The sequence below is a fragment of the Paenibacillus hexagrammi genome, from assembly GCF_021513275.1.
In the GTDB taxonomy this organism is placed as follows: Bacteria; Bacillota; Bacilli; order Paenibacillales; family NBRC-103111; genus Paenibacillus_E; species Paenibacillus_E hexagrammi.
The window spans coordinates 4799675-4813954 of sequence record NZ_CP090978.1 but is presented as its reverse complement, the minus strand read 5'-3'; the positions used below and the strand labels follow the sequence as shown (position 1 = coordinate 4813954).

The window sequence follows — 14280 nt, the reverse complement described above, 5'->3', positions numbered from 1 at the left end:
GAGGCTGGAATTCGTCTGACTCCTGAAAAGGGATCAGTACTTCCAGCTTCCTTCTTTGAAATTGAGGGGATGGGCAACCCTCATACTGTTAAGTGCTTGCGGACTTGCTCTTCACTTATCTGCTCCGCATTGCCTTTGGCTACGATTGTGCCTCGATCAAGAACATAATAATGGTCCGCAATGCTGGCGGCGAATTCCAAGCTTTGTTCGACAAGCAGAACGGCAATTTCCCGGCTTCGTTTGATTGATTCAATAATCGCTTCGATTTCCATGACAATGGATGGCTGAATGCCCTCCATGGGCTCATCCAGCAGGAGCAGCTTTGGACCGGATGCCAGAGCTCTTGCGATTGCAAGTTGTTGCTGTTGTCCTCCGCTTAAGTCTCCGCCCTTACGCTGAAGCATTTCCCGCAGGACAGGAAATGTCTCGAACAAAGACTCGGGAAGCCTCTTGCGTCCATCTGAAGCCGCCTCTAGTCCGAGCAGCAAATTCTCTTCTACCGTCAGCTGAGGGAAGATATCTCGCCCTTGAGGGACATATCCAATCCCTGCCTTTGCTCTGCGGTCAGGGGTGAAAGATGTGATGTCTCTCCCGCAATAGCTGATCGTTCCGCTGCGCGGCTTGATGAGACCCATGATCGTCTTCATCAGCGTGGATTTACCGACGCCGTTACGCCCCATCAGACAGACGACCTGTCCCGGCTCCACTTTCAAATGGACATTTCGGATCACCATGCTTTCCCCGTATCCGGCTTCGATTCTTTCCAGATTAAGCATCGCGTTCAACTCTCCTTCCCAAATAAACCTCCGCCACCTTATCATCCGATTGAATGTCTTCCATCGTTCCTTCACGAAGCACAGTCCCCTCATGCAGCACGGTAACTGTCTTCGCAAACCTTCTTACGAATTCCATATCGTGTTCGACAACGATAATCGTCTGGTTATTACTGATGGCATGCAGCAGCTCGCCGGTTTTCTCTGTCTCGCTGTCGGTCATGCCCGCCGCGGGCTCATCCAGCAGAAGGAGATCGGGCTCTTGCATGAGCAGCATGCCGATTTCCAGCCACTGCTTTTCTCCGTGAGAAAGCGAGCCCGCGCGGGCGGCGGCTTTGTCCTGCAGTCCGATCATCTCAAGGCGATGAAGCAGGCGGTCGCGCTGCTCGCTGGTTGTTTTCGCCCACAACGCACTTAGTAGGCCCCGCTTTTGCTTCATGGAAAGTGCAAGATTTTCAAAAACGGTCAAGGTTGTGAATACAGAGGGAGCTTGAAATTTGCGTCCGATTCCGAGTTCGGCGAGCTGATGCTCCTGAAATTTGGAGATGTCGATCGAGTCTTTAAACACTACCCTCCCGTGGCTAGGCTTTACTTTGCCGCACATGACATCTAACAGCGTTGTTTTGCCAGCACCGTTCGGTCCGATGAGAAAGCGGAGCTCACCTGCCTGGACCCTGAAGTCGAGGCTGCGGAGCGCTTTAAATCCGTCAAAGTCGACTTCAAGTCCTTCCACACGCAGGATGTCCCTGCCGGGTAATGGGGATTGCATGGCGTACTGTCCAAGCATGGGGATTCCTCCTCTTTATTTAGTTTGGGATAAAGCGCGGATACAGCCGAAACTTCTATGATCATCTGGCTTCTTGCGATGATACTGCTTTCGGAAGCACGGGTTTTTTCCAATTGGAGAGGTAATGAGTGATGGTCCCGACAATGCCTTTCGGTAGGAATAGAACGACGACGATAAACATGGCGCCCATCATAATAGGCCACCAGGCCGGGTATGCTTCGCTGAAGGTAGTTTTAGCTGCATTTGTGATCAGTGCTCCGAGTACGGCTCCTCCGATTGTCGAGCGGCCGCCGATGGCAACCCATAGGACCATTTCAATCGAAGGGACAATTCCCATTTGAGCAGGGGAGATGATGCCTTCTTGAAGAACAAAGAGTACGCCGGCGAGTCCGGCTAACCCCGCGGATACACAATAAATGAACACTTTAAACACAACCGGATTGTATCCGATGAAACGGACACGGTTCTCTCCGTCGCGGATAGCGGTCAGAATTTTGCCCAATCGGCTAGATACGAGAAAGCTGCAGAGAACGAGAACAAGAGCGACAACTGCCAATGTGACATAGAAGAACAATAGCTTCGTCGAAGGGGAGCGCAAGTTCAGTCCCAGGAACGTTTCGAAATTCGTCAGGCCGTTCGTTCCTCCCGTATAGCCTTGCTGGCCCACAAACAGCGTAACGGTTATGATGACCAGCGCTTGCGACAGGATAGAGAAGAACGCGCCTTTAATTCGGTTACGGAACGTGAAGTAGCCAAGAATGAAGGCGACAATCATGGGCAGGGTGAGCGCCATCAAGAAGGCGAACAGCGGATTGTGAAAGGGGACCCAGAACCAGGGAAGGCTCTCGACGCCGCTCCACGACATAAAATCCGGTAGTCCCTGGGGCGTAGACACGAGCTTAAGATGCATGGCCATGCAGTATGCGCCCAGTCCGAAATAGACACCGTGCCCCAAACTTAAAATACCGGTATACCCCCAAATCAGATCAATCCCCATTGCGATAATGGCATATGCCAGGAACTTGCCGAGCAAAGATAAACGGAATTCGGATAAAAACAGTGGTGAGAGCGCCAGTAGAATCAGGCACGCTGAATAGGCAATAAGCTTAGCTCTGGGTGGAGCGGTTGCGATCATGATAGCTGTCACTTCCTTTCATCAATCTAAGGATCTGGATCGGATCGTCACAAGGCCCATCGGCTTCCACTGCAGGAAAGGCGATGATCAGCGTAAATACAAGCACCTTGCCAAGTGTTGCGCTAGTTGAGTATTCGAGCGCGGTGTTAAAAATACCGATGCCCATAGCGCCGGCGACTGTGCCGATCAGCTTGCCGATTCCGCCAAGCACAACGACCATGAAGGCATCGACAATGTAGTAGGTGCCAATCGTAGGTCCGATGGGACCGAGCAGCGATAATGCGCAGCCGGCAATACCGGCCATAGCCGAGCCGAATGCGAAGGATTGCGCGTCTACGCGTCTCGTGGAGATGCCCAGACATGCTGCCATTTGGCGATTTTGCATGACAGCCCGCATCTTTCTGCCTCCGGCCGAATGATAGAGGTAGAGGTAAATGGCAGTAATACAAACGGCTACCAATGCAATAATAAACAGCCGCTTATAAGGTAGAATCAGGTCCGCGGTAATATGCAGTCCGCCTTCGAGCCATTCCGGGGCTTTTACAGCAACGTTCGGAGCGCCGAAAATAGTCCGCGCCAGCTGCTGCAGCACAAGGCTGACGCCCCAAGTAGCCAATAAGCTGTCGAGCGGTCTGCCGTACAGGAAGCGCACGAGCAGTACCTCTAGCAGCCAGCCGATCACGAAGGCGACGGCGAAGGCGACGACGAGAGATACAGCGAAATACCAGCCGAATGCGGAAGCGGGCAGCCATTTCTGGAAGCACTGCTGAACCAGATAAGCCATATATGCGCCAATCATGATGAATTCTCCGTGCGCCATATTCATTACATTCATCAGTCCAAAAGTAATGGCAAGGCCGATAGCGATCAAGAGCAGGATGGAGCTCAAGCTCAGACCGTTGAATAATTGCAAAAGCAGCAGACTCATGACATCACCTCATGTTTGATGAAATACAGGACTGCCGTGAGGCAGTCCTGGCTACAATGAATTACTTCGTCACTTCTGCGCCCCAAGGGTATGTTTTGAGGAAAGGATCCGGCTTCAGAGGCTGACCGGAGTTCCAGATCTCTTTGATCATGCCGTCTGCTTGGATTTCGCCGATACGTGCCGTTTTGAAGATGTGCTGGTTCTCGCCTTCAATTGTTACTTTACCTTCCGGTGCGTTCCATTCGATGCCTTTCGCTGCGGCTTTCACTTTATCGACGTCAAAGGAGCCTGCTTTCTTCACAGCTTCAGCCCATAGGTAGACGGCGGTGTAGCCTGCTTCTATCGGATCATCCGTTACGCGATCTTGGCCGTATTTGGCTTTGTAGGCTTCAACGAATTTTTTATTTTCCGGCGTATCCGTTGTTTGATAATAGTTCCATGCGGTGTAATGACCTTCCAGTACGGAGGCGCCGATGCCGCGGACTTCTTCTTCCGCGATACTTACGGACATAGTCGTTACATCCTTGGAAGTGATGCCTGCATCCTTCAATTGTTTGAAGAACGCAACGTTGCTATCGCCGTTCAGTGTGTTGAAGATGACGTCCGGCTTACCTTTTTTAATTTTGCTGATGATTGTGTTGTAGTCCGTGTGTCCAAGTGGGGTGTACTCTTCCGCTACGAGAGTACCTCCTTCAGCTTTGAGCTGTTCTTTGATGATCTTATTAGCCGTTCTGGGGAATACATAGTCGGAGCCGAGTAAGTAGAACTTTTTACCTTTATTTTGAAGCAGCCAGGAGACGGCCGGGATGATTTGTTGGTTCGTAGTGGCTCCTGTATAGAAAATATTAGGGGATGATTCCAAGCCTTCATATTGAACGGGATACCAGAGCAAGCCTTTGTTTTGCTCCACAACCGGCAGTACCGCTTTACGGCTTGCGGATGTCCAGCATCCAAAGATGGTCACAACGCTGTCTTTTTGAAGGAGCTTCTTTGTTTTCTCTGCGAATGTCGGCCAATCCGATGCGCCGTCTTCAATAACAGGCTTAATTTTCTTGCCGAGCAGTCCGCCTGTCGCGTTAATTTCGTCGATCGCCATGAGCTCGGCGTCTTTGACGGAAACTTCACTGATGGACATCGTGCCTGTTAAGGAGTGCAGGATTCCAACAGGTACCGTATCCCCGGCAGCTGCTTTTGCTTCGGCAGTTTTGGTGGCGTCAGGCGCAGTCGCCCCAGTGGATGAGGTGGTTTCGGTCTTCGCGCATCCCGCCAGGGCCATCATAAGGGCCATACTGAGTGTTACGGTGAGCTTGCCGAGATTTCTTTTCTCTGTCATGTAATTCCACTCCCTTTAGAAAATTTTGGATCACATCGACAATGATACGGTGTCTTGAAACTTAGTGTCAATATACTTAACACTAAAAGTGAAATATTGTGTTTTCAACAAAATAAACAGCCTGTTATTGTTACTTTTACATAAATACGAAAGATGACTTCATCATTTATTCATAATTATGTTAAAAAAGCTTACATAAAGTGATTTACTTCGCACATATATACGAATATAATGAGTGTAAGAAGTTTCCAATATTCGGGTTTAGAGAGGTGAAGACGTGTACCTAACCGAGAGAGAAAAGGAAAAGCTGCTAGTAACGGTAGCTGCGGACCTGGCTCGCCGACGACTGGCTAGAGGAGTGAAGCTGAACTATCCGGAGAGTATCGCTCTGCTAACTTCGGAGATTATGGAGGGCGCTAGAGACGGGATGACTGTTGCGCAGCTTATGGAGTACGGCACCAAGATTTTACGGGCTGAACAAGTCATGGAAGGAATACCGCAAATGATACATGAGGTTCAGGTGGAAGCTACGTTTCCTGACGGCACCAAGCTTGTGACGGTTCATCAGCCGATAGCCGAATAGGCGTCGCACGGAAGCTATATATGAAGAAAGTTGGTTAATGAAGCTAACGTATAGAGAGGAGTGGGGATATGGTTCCAGGGGAATTTCGGATCCAGAAGGGTAGTATCGAGATGAATAAGGGGAGAAAGACAGTTGAAGTCCTTGTTACAAATACAGGAGACCGTCCTGTGCAGGTAGGCTCGCATTTTCACTTCTTTGAAGTGAATCGATCACTGGAATTCCCTAGGGAGCAAGCATACGGCATGAGGCTGGATATCCCCGCCGGAACGGCTGTGCGCTTTGAGCCCGGCGAACAGAAGCCTGTCCAACTGGTCGAATTGGGCGGCGCTAAATTATCTTACGGACTAAACGGTCTTAGCCGGGGCCAGGCCTTATTTGGCAGTATGCCGCAGGAAGTGAGAGACAGATGGAAGACTTGGGAGGGGAAGAGCAGTGAGTCAAATTGACCGCAAAAGCTATGCGCTTATGTTCGGTCCCACCCAAGGCGATGCGGTCCGCTTGGCGGATACGGAGCTGTGGGCGGAGATTGAGTATGATTACACGGTTTACGGCGATGAATGCAAGTTCGGAGGCGGCAAGGTCATTCGTGACGGTATGGGTCAATCCAGCTCGGCGATGCGTGGCCAAGGCGTGCTTGATACGCTGATTACGAATGCCGTCATTATTGATCACTGGGGAATTGTCAAAGCCGATATTGGTTTAAAGGACGGTCATATCGTCGGCATCGGCAAAGCGGGCAACCCCGATATCATGGACGGCGTTCATCCGAATTTGATCGTAGGCGCAAGCACGGAGATCATCGCCGGTGAAGGGAAGATCGTGACGGCGGGCGGTATCGACGCTCATATTCATTTTATATGCCCGCAGCAGATCGAAACGGCGTTATCCTCCGGCGTTACCACGATGATCGGCGGCGGTACCGGGCCGGCGACAGGTACGAATGCGACGACCTGTACGCCAGGCGCTTGGCACATGCAGCGTATGCTGGAGGCGGCAGAAGCATTCCCGATGAACCTGGGGTTCACGGGGAAGGGTAACGCTTCGTTCCTCGCTCCGCTCACTGAGCAGATTGAAGCGGGAGCCATTGGGCTGAAGCTGCACGAGGATTGGGGCACGACGCCTGCGGCCATCGACGCTTGTCTTGAAGCAGCCGACCGGTACGATATTCAAGTTGCTATTCATACAGATACATTAAATGAAGCGGGATTCTTAGAAGATACCCTTGCTGCCTTTAAAGGAAGAACCATTCATACGTACCATACCGAAGGGGCGGGCGGAGGACATGCGCCTGATATCATCCGGGCTTCGGCTGAACTGAATGTGCTTCCGTCTTCTACGAATCCGACACGTCCTTTCACGATCAATACGATTGAAGAGCATCTGGATATGCTTATGGTCTGCCATCATTTGGACAGTCGGATTCCGGAAGATGTGGCGTTCGCAGATTCCAGGATTCGTCCGGAGACGATTGCGGCTGAGGATATACTGCATGATATGGGCGTATTCAGCATGCTGAGCTCGGATTCGCAAGCCATGGGGCGCGTAGGGGAGGTTATTATCCGTACCTGGCAAACTGCAGATAAGATGAAGAAACAGCGTGGACCGCTCTCGCCTGATACGGAAGCGAACGATAATTTTCGAATTAAACGTTATATTGCCAAATACACAATCAACCCTGCGATCACCCATGGTGTATCTCATCTGGTAGGCTCCATCGAGCCCGGCAAATTTGCTGATCTCGTGATTTGGAGTCCCATGTTCTTCGGCGTGAAGCCGGATCTGGTGTTGAAAGGCGGCAGTATTGCCTATGCGCAAATGGGTGACCCGAACGCCTCCATTCCGACTCCGCAGCCTGTCTTCGGTAGACCGATGTTTGCATCTTACGGCAGGGCCAATACACAAAGCTCGATTACCTTTGTCTCACAGGTGGCCTACGAGAAGGGGATCGCCGAGAAGCTAGGTCTTCAAAAGAGGGTGGAGCCTGTAAGAGGCTGCCGCAGCATTTCTAAAAAAGACATGATTCACAATGCCGGAACTCCTGCTATCGAAGTCAATCCGGAAACCTATGAAGTAAAGGTGGACGGAGAGATAATTACCTGCGAGCCTGCTACTGAGCTGCCTATGGCTCAGCGGTATTTTTTGTTCTAGTTGATTTGAGGTGAGATATGATGAGTTCCCATCAGCAGGCTTATGATTGGCTTGCTTATCAGCAGCTTCTTGATTCGGCGCTGCCGATCGGGGGCTTCTCCCATTCATTTGGGTTGGAGACATTGGTGCAGCAGGGAAGGCTGCAAACTCTGGAAGAGCTGGAAGCCTACATTCGAACGATGCTTTCGTGCAGCTGGTCGACTTCGGATGCTCTTGTCATCAAGGCGGCATATAGGTACATCCCAGCTGAGAAGTGGGAGGAATTGTGGGAGATGGATCACCTGATTCATGTACAGCGGGCATCCAGTGAAACAAGATCTGGGGTGCAGAAGATGGGGCGAAGGCTGCATCAGTTGGCCCGCACCATGTATCCGGAAATGAATTGGGGGCCTCTTGACGAAGCGGTCAAGTTAGAGCGGTGCCACAGCACGTATCCTCTCATTCATGGTTGGGTGAGCTATCATTTGCAGGTTCCAGTGGCGCAAGCGGTCCAGGGATATTTGTACAGCTGTGTGGTGACGTGCATCAACAGCGCCCTGCGTCTTATGTCCATGGGCCAGACGCAAGGACAGGTGCTGCTAACCAAGCTGATTCCCGTAATTCCTGCTGCGTGGACGCAGGCCGAGGATCTCGACCCATCCGATGCCTATACCAGCACGCCGGAGGCGGAGCTTGCGATGATGCAGCATGAAGGCTTGTATTCAAGATTGTTTATGTCATAAATCAATGTTTGTTCACTATAAAGGGAGGGATTTTCTATGTGTCAAGGTCAAACGCATCACCATCATCATTGGGAACAACCGCAGGCAGATCGCAGTCGTCCGATGCGAATCGGTATTGGAGGTCCGGTCGGCTCAGGTAAAACGGCACTTGTAGAGCGACTAGCAAGAAAGCTTCAGCATGATTACAGTATCGCGGTAATTACAAATGACATCTACACGAAGGAAGATGCCAGAATTTTGATCCGCTCCGAGGCACTGCCGGAAGAACGAATTATTGGTGTAGAAACCGGCGGTTGCCCGCATACAGCGATCCGCGAAGATGCCTCCATGAACTTTGAGGCCATTGAAGAGCTGCAAAGCCGTTTTGACGATTTGAACATGATCTTCATCGAAAGCGGCGGAGACAACCTTGCTGCGGCCTTCAGCCCCGAACTTGTGGATCGCTTCATCTATATTATTGACGTAGCGCAGGGGGAGAAAATCCCTCGTAAGGGCGGGCCGGGAATCATCCGCTCCGACATGCTAGTCATCAATAAAATCGATCTGGCGCCCCATGTGGGAGCAAGTCTTGAAGTGATGGAAGAGGACACCAAGAAGATGCGCGGCGATCGCCCTTATATTTTCTCCAATTTGATGGGCGGCACCGGACTCGACGATATTGTGAATTGGGTGCGCCAGGAATACAGCCATGCCTAGAGTTACCGGGGAGATTCGTGCAGAATTCGCTGTGCGGGGCGGCAGGACGCAGCTCGTCGGCAAATACCAAACCTCCCCGCTCAAGATTGCCAAGACGTTTCGATATGAAAACGAAACGCTTCTTCCCGATAAAAATACCGAGGACCAGCTTGGCGTGTATGTGATGGACTGTTCGCCCGGATTGATGGCAGGAGACCATTATGAGCTGAACTGGCGGATTGGGCCAGGAGCTAAAGTATTTTTAACGAATCAATCGTTTACGAAAATTCATCCGGCTAAGGACGGAGTCGGCAGTACGCAAAAGCAGGTCATCATGCTTGATCAGGATGCTTTGCTCGAATATATCCCTGAGCCTGTTATGCTATATAAGGATGCTTGCTATGCAGGTGAAACGGAAGTGTATGCGAGCGCAGGCTCGACCTTAGTTTGGACCGATGTGCTTTGCCCAGGAAGAGCACAGAGGGGCGAAATTTTTCAGTATGAGAGCTATGCGAATCGCCTGAAGGTTTCTTATGAGGGGGAGCTCATTTTTTATCAAAATCAGCAGGTGCTTCCTTCGGAAATGAAGCTGGATGCTCCCGGCAGTTGGGGGCCGGATACCCACATGGGCAGCTTATTCGTCTGTTCGGACCGGATTGGCTTACGGCAATTGGAACGGCTAAACGAACAGCTGAGCGCGTTGAATGTGAGGGAAGTCCGTTATGGTGCCAGCCTCACTTATAAGCATGGACTTATGCTAACCGTATTGGGAAGGAACGCGTGGCAGCTTCAAGACCTGCTTACTAAAGCCTGGGTGATCCTTCGTTCCAGCCTGCTTTCATTAGCGCCATTAACTATTCATAAATAATCGGAGAAAGAGCCTTCGGGCTCTTTTTTCATGCATAACTGTCGAAAAACTAATCTATAAATGGAATGCTTCCCGCCCTTTTCACACATACTGGAATGAGAATCGACAAAATGATGACATCTCTGGCCGTTTCATTGTCAAACGATGATTAGGTTGGTATGATTAGAAACGTGAATGACAAGATCGTATTTGCTCGCATTTCATATATAGGAGGGCAATTCAAGTGGATAATCAAATAAGCTACGAGACAGCTCCAAGCGGTGTGCTTAAAGCGTCCGAGCTTCCGGAGGCGCAGGAAGCCGCAGAGGTTCAAGCGACTGCTGAGCCGGTTACCTGGAAGGATTATTACCAGCTAACGAAGCCTGGTCTTATCTATTCCAATTCCATGACAGCATTCGCGGGCTTCTGGGTTGCGTCCAAATGGAATATAGATTGGCTGCTATTGCTTTATACATTGGTAGGAACCGCACTGGTTATGGCTTCAGGGACTGTCCTGAATAATTATCTGGATCGTGACCGGGATGCTAAGATGGAACGAACGCAGAACCGGGCTCTGCCTAGCGGAAGAATGAAGCCCAATACCGTGCTCACCTACGGTATCACTCTGGGAGTGCTTGGTCTGGGAACGCTCTATTTATTAGCAGATTCTCCGTTAGCTGCGCTTCTGGGATTAATCGGATTATTCTTATACGTATGGGTCTACACAGCATGGTTCAAAAGAACCTCCGTATGGGGCACTTTCGTAGGCGCATTTTCCGGGGCAGTTCCACCTGTGATCGGCTATTGCACAGTAAGCGGTACTTTTGATTTAGGAGCAGTTCTACTGTTTCTGTTTCTTTTCCTGTGGCAGCCGCCTCATTTCTGGGCACTTGGCATTCGCCGAATGGAAGAATACCGCGCGGCGGATTTTCCTTTATTGCCAGTTGTTAAAGGGACCTACATTACCAAGAAGAGCATGCTTCGCTATGTAGTCTTGCTTGTTCCGGTGACGGTTATGCTGACAGCATTCGGCTATCTAGGCTATACATTCCTATTCGTATCGACGGCGATGGGGCTGATCTGGGTGTTCATGACGGTCAAGGGCTTTAGTGCCCACGGAGACGCTGAAGTGAAATGGGCGAAGGGGATGTTCGTGTTCTCTATTAATTATTTAACGCTGTTATCGATCTTGATGGTATTCAGCACGCTGAAGTAAACGATCCTTGATTTCAATCGAATAACAAAATGTGAACGGCGATCGGAGAAAATCTACGGAAGCTCGTAATGGACTCAACTTTATCGACAAACTTGACTCCCATGGCAACATGGGAGTTTCTTCTTTGTAGTAAATAAGAAAGTATAAGTTTTATACTTTTGCTTCGCATCAACCTTGATAAACGCGCTCATCCTTTAAGGACGACAAAGTCGTTTATCTTTGAATACATAGGCGTTAAAGAAGGGAGAAGAGATGAACACATTTTTAGCGAAAAACTGGTTTAAATTAGCTATCGGTATTATTCTAGTGGCAATGATTGCTTCCTTTGCTTATAAGCTTTGGTTTCAGCAGGGAGGGAAGACGAACGGTTAAAAGCGATGAAAGCGGCTCCTGATTTCCAGTTAACCGATCTTGACGGGAAGACCGTGTCCTCCAAGGACTTGAACGGTAAGGTTAGATTGGTCTATTTCTTTTACTCGTTTTGTCCGGATGTATGCTTACCGACTTCATTCTTACTTTCGCAAGTGCAGGAGTCTTTGAAGGATAAGGGATTGCTTGGAGATAAAGCGCAAATTCTATCCATTACCGTGGATCCGACCAGGGATACACCTGAAGTGCTGAAGGAGTTCGGTAATCGATTTGAATCCAAACCCGTTCCTGGCGGTTGGACTTTCCTGAGAGGTAATGAAGCCGATACGATGAAGCTGGCTGAGGACTTTGGCATTATGGTGATTAAAGAAAAGAATGGTGATTTCTCTCACTCCAATGCGATCCTTCTCGTTGACAAAAAAGGGATGCTGCGAAATTATTACGATGCCGGCAATCCGGAGCTCGACGCAGATCACATCGTGAAGGATGTTATTACCTTATCCAAAGAAAAGTAATTTAATAATCGGTCGCTCCAAAGGCAGGGTCTGGTTCTGGGTACACAATGTACTCTTCCAGCCCTGCTTTTTCTAATTGCTGAATGAGGTATTCCTCAGGGGTGCCTTCAACGCCGGCATAGCCCTTGCGAGTGTAGATCTGCTCAGCGTCCGGGAACGTATCGCGCAGAAGTCCGCGAATTCTTTTCCCAGAAGAGTCATTGTCGGTAAATAGGTAAACCTGACGTGTTCCGGCTTTTTTCTTAAGTGAATCTAAGGTGAGCGAGCTGGGCGTTCCATAGGTGCAGAGAATAAGAATGTCGTCATTGACGATTCGCTTCAAACGGCTTTTGTCGTTTTTTCCCTCTACGATGATCACTATCGACATGTTGATCCCCTCACTGATGGTTTTTTTTGTAGTATAACCACAATTGGGAACGCATCCAAGCATTTTATACAAATTCCAAGCAGAATATGTCTTGATTTCCCGGGAAATGACAGCGTGGGCGCAAAAAACGACTTGCTGCACGCAAGTCGCTTGTTTGTCGATCAAGCAGAGTCCATTACGAGCTTCAGTAGCTTTTCTCCGATTGCTGCCCGACATTTTGTTATTCGATTGAAATAGAAGCTTTTAAGGTGATAACAAAACTGTCAAAGGCAACCGCTACGCTTCTCCGAAAACTACTGAGCTCTTCACTTCAGCTTTATCTAATAAACTGACGACTTGCAGCACGCAAGTCGCTTCCTAAAATATTTTATACCGTGGCAGGCACCTTGAAGGTCCGGAATGGAATCAGTGACAAGGCAAGCATTAGAATAAAGAATGCGATGAAATACGAAGAGATTTGATCCCTAAGTTGTCCGGCCAGCATGGGACCGAAAAAAGCCCCGATTGAATGGGAGATCGATAAAATCGAGAAGACGCGCCCATAACGGTTACTGCTAGTAATGCTCGCTAGGAGAGCGGCAAGCGCCGGAAAAGATGACGCCCTTGGCCGTTCCGATAAGGAACAAAGAAACAGCTAATGGAATCGGCCAGTGAATCGCTAGTCCGAAAAAGATGATAGCCAAACAAAAGCTTCCCGCTAGAGTACGAACCAATGGAGAAATTTGATTCAAGAACCATAGGCTCAGGCTGCATAGCGCACCAAGGCTGACAAGTGAGAAGAAGACACCGGATGTTAAAATGGATCCCTGTGAGGCTTTCATCAACGGCAATTCAAAGAATAGAATGCCTTGTGAGCAGGAAATCGCCATCGGAATAAGAAAGAACAGCCATGGAATTGCGATCGCAGGGCTATCCTCCGCAAGCGGGAGCTCATGACCATGGTGATCCAGCATAGGACCGTGGCTTTCGGGACTTTTCCCAGATTCGATCGAAGATACGATTTTTTCTTCTTTTACCCCGAAGATAGCTAGAATGCCTGTTGCGATAAGAACCCAGCCCAGTACGGAGAAAGCGGTAGTGAAGCCGATTTTGGCTACAAGAAGAGCTCCGGCGGCTGGAGAAACAACGGAAGCGAGCGTATGAACCAGACCGTTGCCGGTCATCAGCTTGCTTTGGTGAACGCGATCACGGGCAATTCTAGCCAGCAGGGACAGACAGGCAGGGGACAGGAAGGCAAGCACAAACCCGCTGATGGAACGAATGTAGAGCAGGTGCCAAGGGTCTTTGACGCTGGATTGGAATAAGAGAATAATCCCTGCTACAATCAAGCTGAAGACGATGAAAAACTTGCTTCCGTATTTGTCCACGCCGACACCGGCAATCAGATTGCCTGGCAGGTGTGTAATGGAATATACACCCATGATCAAGCCGATAAACGAAGGGGCTGCACCAAGAGAGAGTGCAAACGGTGACAAGATCGGATATTGCGCATGCAGATCAAAGAACGCTACAAACATAAACAGGTAGAGCCAAATCGCAGTTTTCAACTGTTTCACCACCATTTTTCATAAAATCGTTGAAGGAATCTTGTCTCCTTAGATGTACGCCTCTTGTCCGCTAGATATAACCTCTCCTCATAAATGACACAATTTGAAGCGTTAGGGGGCCGCCTGCATGGATTGGTTGATTCGTATATTGCTCGCGGTTGCGGCTGTGCTGCTGATGTTTCGATTGCAGAGCATCTACCGAAGGACACGGGGCCGAGTCGATAAAGGCGAAGTGATACGGAAGAAGCTGGAGGAATTGAGGAAAAAAAGAGATGATGATTAGCGTTTCCCTGTAGTATGATAGGAACGTACTTTGACTAACGGGGGGATTGTAA

14 protein-coding genes and 2 pseudogenes are annotated in these 14280 nt (G+C 49.6%); 9 read left to right on the top strand and 7 right to left on the bottom strand.

What is annotated here, in order from left to right; translation table 11 throughout:
• Positions 1-80: 80 nt before the first annotated feature.
• The 5 genes and pseudogenes from urtE to urtA form a co-directional block, all read right to left on the bottom strand.
• A complete protein-coding gene (urtE, locus tag L0M14_RS21735) occupies positions 81-776 on the bottom strand; it encodes an urea ABC transporter ATP-binding subunit UrtE (protein WP_235118652.1) in 696 nt (231 codons plus the stop codon).
• Positions 769-1560: an urea ABC transporter ATP-binding protein UrtD gene (urtD, locus tag L0M14_RS21730; RefSeq protein WP_405030799.1), complete on the bottom strand. Its 792-nt coding sequence runs from the start codon at positions 1558-1560 to the stop codon at positions 769-771. The genes urtE and urtD overlap by 8 nt, the downstream gene beginning before the upstream one ends.
• A 61-nt stretch (positions 1561-1621) precedes the next feature.
• Entirely contained in the window at positions 1622-2695 is a 1074-nt protein-coding gene (gene urtC / locus L0M14_RS21725) for an urea ABC transporter permease subunit UrtC (RefSeq protein WP_405030798.1), read from the bottom strand.
• Positions 2696-2716: 21 nt separating this feature from the next.
• Positions 2717-3623, bottom strand: a pseudogene (urtB, locus tag L0M14_RS21720) (urea ABC transporter permease subunit UrtB).
• Between the two features lie 61 nt (positions 3624-3684).
• On the bottom strand, positions 3685-4956 hold the full coding sequence (urtA, locus tag L0M14_RS21715; RefSeq protein WP_235118651.1) for an urea ABC transporter substrate-binding protein: 1272 nt from the start codon (positions 4954-4956) through the stop codon (positions 3685-3687).
• A 277-nt stretch (positions 4957-5233) separates the two neighbouring features.
• On the opposite strand from urtA, the gene L0M14_RS21710 reads away from it, so the two are divergent.
• The 8 genes from L0M14_RS21710 (at position 5234) to L0M14_RS21675 (ending at position 12031) form a co-directional block, all read left to right on the top strand.
• Positions 5234-5539 carry an urease subunit gamma gene (locus L0M14_RS21710; protein WP_235118650.1) on the top strand — a complete coding sequence of 102 codons (306 nt, stop codon included), beginning with the start codon at positions 5234-5236 and terminating at the stop codon, positions 5537-5539.
• A gap of 68 nt (positions 5540-5607) precedes the next feature.
• Entirely contained in the window at positions 5608-5985 is a 378-nt protein-coding gene (gene ureB, locus L0M14_RS21705; protein WP_235118649.1) for an urease subunit beta, read from the top strand.
• Positions 5972-7687: an urease subunit alpha gene (gene ureC, locus L0M14_RS21700; protein WP_235118648.1), complete on the top strand. Its 1716-nt coding sequence runs from the start codon at positions 5972-5974 to the stop codon at positions 7685-7687. The genes ureB and ureC overlap by 14 nt, the downstream gene beginning before the upstream one ends.
• A 17-nt stretch (positions 7688-7704) precedes the next feature.
• A complete protein-coding gene (locus L0M14_RS21695; protein ID WP_235118647.1) occupies positions 7705-8409 on the top strand; it encodes an urease accessory protein UreF in 705 nt (234 codons plus the stop codon).
• Positions 8410-8445: 36 nt separating this feature from the next.
• Positions 8446-9105, top strand: coding sequence for an urease accessory protein UreG (ureG, locus tag L0M14_RS21690; protein ID WP_235118646.1), 660 nt, complete (start codon positions 8446-8448; stop codon positions 9103-9105).
• Positions 9098-9952, top strand: coding sequence for an urease accessory protein UreD (locus L0M14_RS21685; RefSeq protein WP_235118645.1), 855 nt, complete (start codon positions 9098-9100; stop codon positions 9950-9952). Before ureG ends, L0M14_RS21685 begins: the two co-directional genes overlap by 8 nt.
• Positions 9953-10175: 223 nt before the next feature.
• Positions 10176-11147 carry a heme o synthase gene (gene cyoE / locus L0M14_RS21680; protein WP_235118644.1) on the top strand — a complete coding sequence of 324 codons (972 nt, stop codon included), beginning with the start codon at positions 10176-10178 and terminating at the stop codon, positions 11145-11147.
• Positions 11148-11524: 377 nt separating this feature from the next.
• The gene (locus L0M14_RS21675; RefSeq protein WP_235118643.1) at positions 11525-12031 is read left to right on the top strand and encodes an SCO family protein; all 507 of its coding nucleotides are present in this window, start codon (positions 11525-11527) and stop codon (positions 12029-12031) included.
• A 1-nt stretch (position 12032) separates the two neighbouring features.
• Here the strand turns inward: L0M14_RS21675 and L0M14_RS21670 are convergent, their stop codons facing one another.
• Complete coding sequence (locus L0M14_RS21670) at positions 12033-12398, bottom strand: ribonuclease M5 (RefSeq protein WP_235122993.1); 366 nt, start codon at positions 12396-12398, stop codon at positions 12033-12035.
• 367 nt (positions 12399-12765) lie between these two features.
• A pseudogene (locus L0M14_RS21665) lies at positions 12766-13945 on the bottom strand (MFS transporter).
• 127 nt (positions 13946-14072) lie between these two features.
• Here L0M14_RS21665 and L0M14_RS21660 point away from each other — a divergent pair.
• Positions 14073-14228 carry a hypothetical protein gene (locus tag L0M14_RS21660; RefSeq protein ID WP_235118642.1) on the top strand — a complete coding sequence of 52 codons (156 nt, stop codon included), beginning with the start codon at positions 14073-14075 and terminating at the stop codon, positions 14226-14228.
• The last annotated feature ends 52 nt before the right edge of the window (positions 14229-14280 follow it).

Coding starts and splice junctions, on each gene's coding strand:
- urtE (WP_235118652.1), bottom strand. CDS start 776: ATGCTTAATCTGGAAAGAATCGAAGCCGGATACGGGGAAAGCATGGTG.
- urtD (WP_405030799.1), bottom strand. CDS start 1,560: ATGCTTGGACAGTACGCCATGCAATCCCCATTACCCGGCAGGGACATC.
- urtC (WP_405030798.1), bottom strand. CDS start 2,695: ATGATCGCAACCGCTCCACCCAGAGCTAAGCTTATTGCCTATTCAGCG.
- urtA (WP_235118651.1), bottom strand. CDS start 4,956: ATGACAGAGAAAAGAAATCTCGGCAAGCTCACCGTAACACTCAGTATG.
- ureB (WP_235118649.1), top strand. CDS start 5,608: ATGGTTCCAGGGGAATTTCGGATCCAGAAGGGTAGTATCGAGATGAAT.
- L0M14_RS21695 (WP_235118647.1), top strand. CDS start 7,705: ATGATGAGTTCCCATCAGCAGGCTTATGATTGGCTTGCTTATCAGCAG.
- ureG (WP_235118646.1), top strand. CDS start 8,446: ATGTGTCAAGGTCAAACGCATCACCATCATCATTGGGAACAACCGCAG.
- L0M14_RS21685 (WP_235118645.1), top strand. CDS start 9,098: ATGCCTAGAGTTACCGGGGAGATTCGTGCAGAATTCGCTGTGCGGGGC.
- L0M14_RS21675 (WP_235118643.1), top strand. CDS start 11,525: ATGAAAGCGGCTCCTGATTTCCAGTTAACCGATCTTGACGGGAAGACC.
- L0M14_RS21670 (WP_235122993.1), bottom strand. CDS start 12,398: ATGTCGATAGTGATCATCGTAGAGGGAAAAAACGACAAAAGCCGTTTG.
- L0M14_RS21660 (WP_235118642.1), top strand. CDS start 14,073: ATGGATTGGTTGATTCGTATATTGCTCGCGGTTGCGGCTGTGCTGCTG.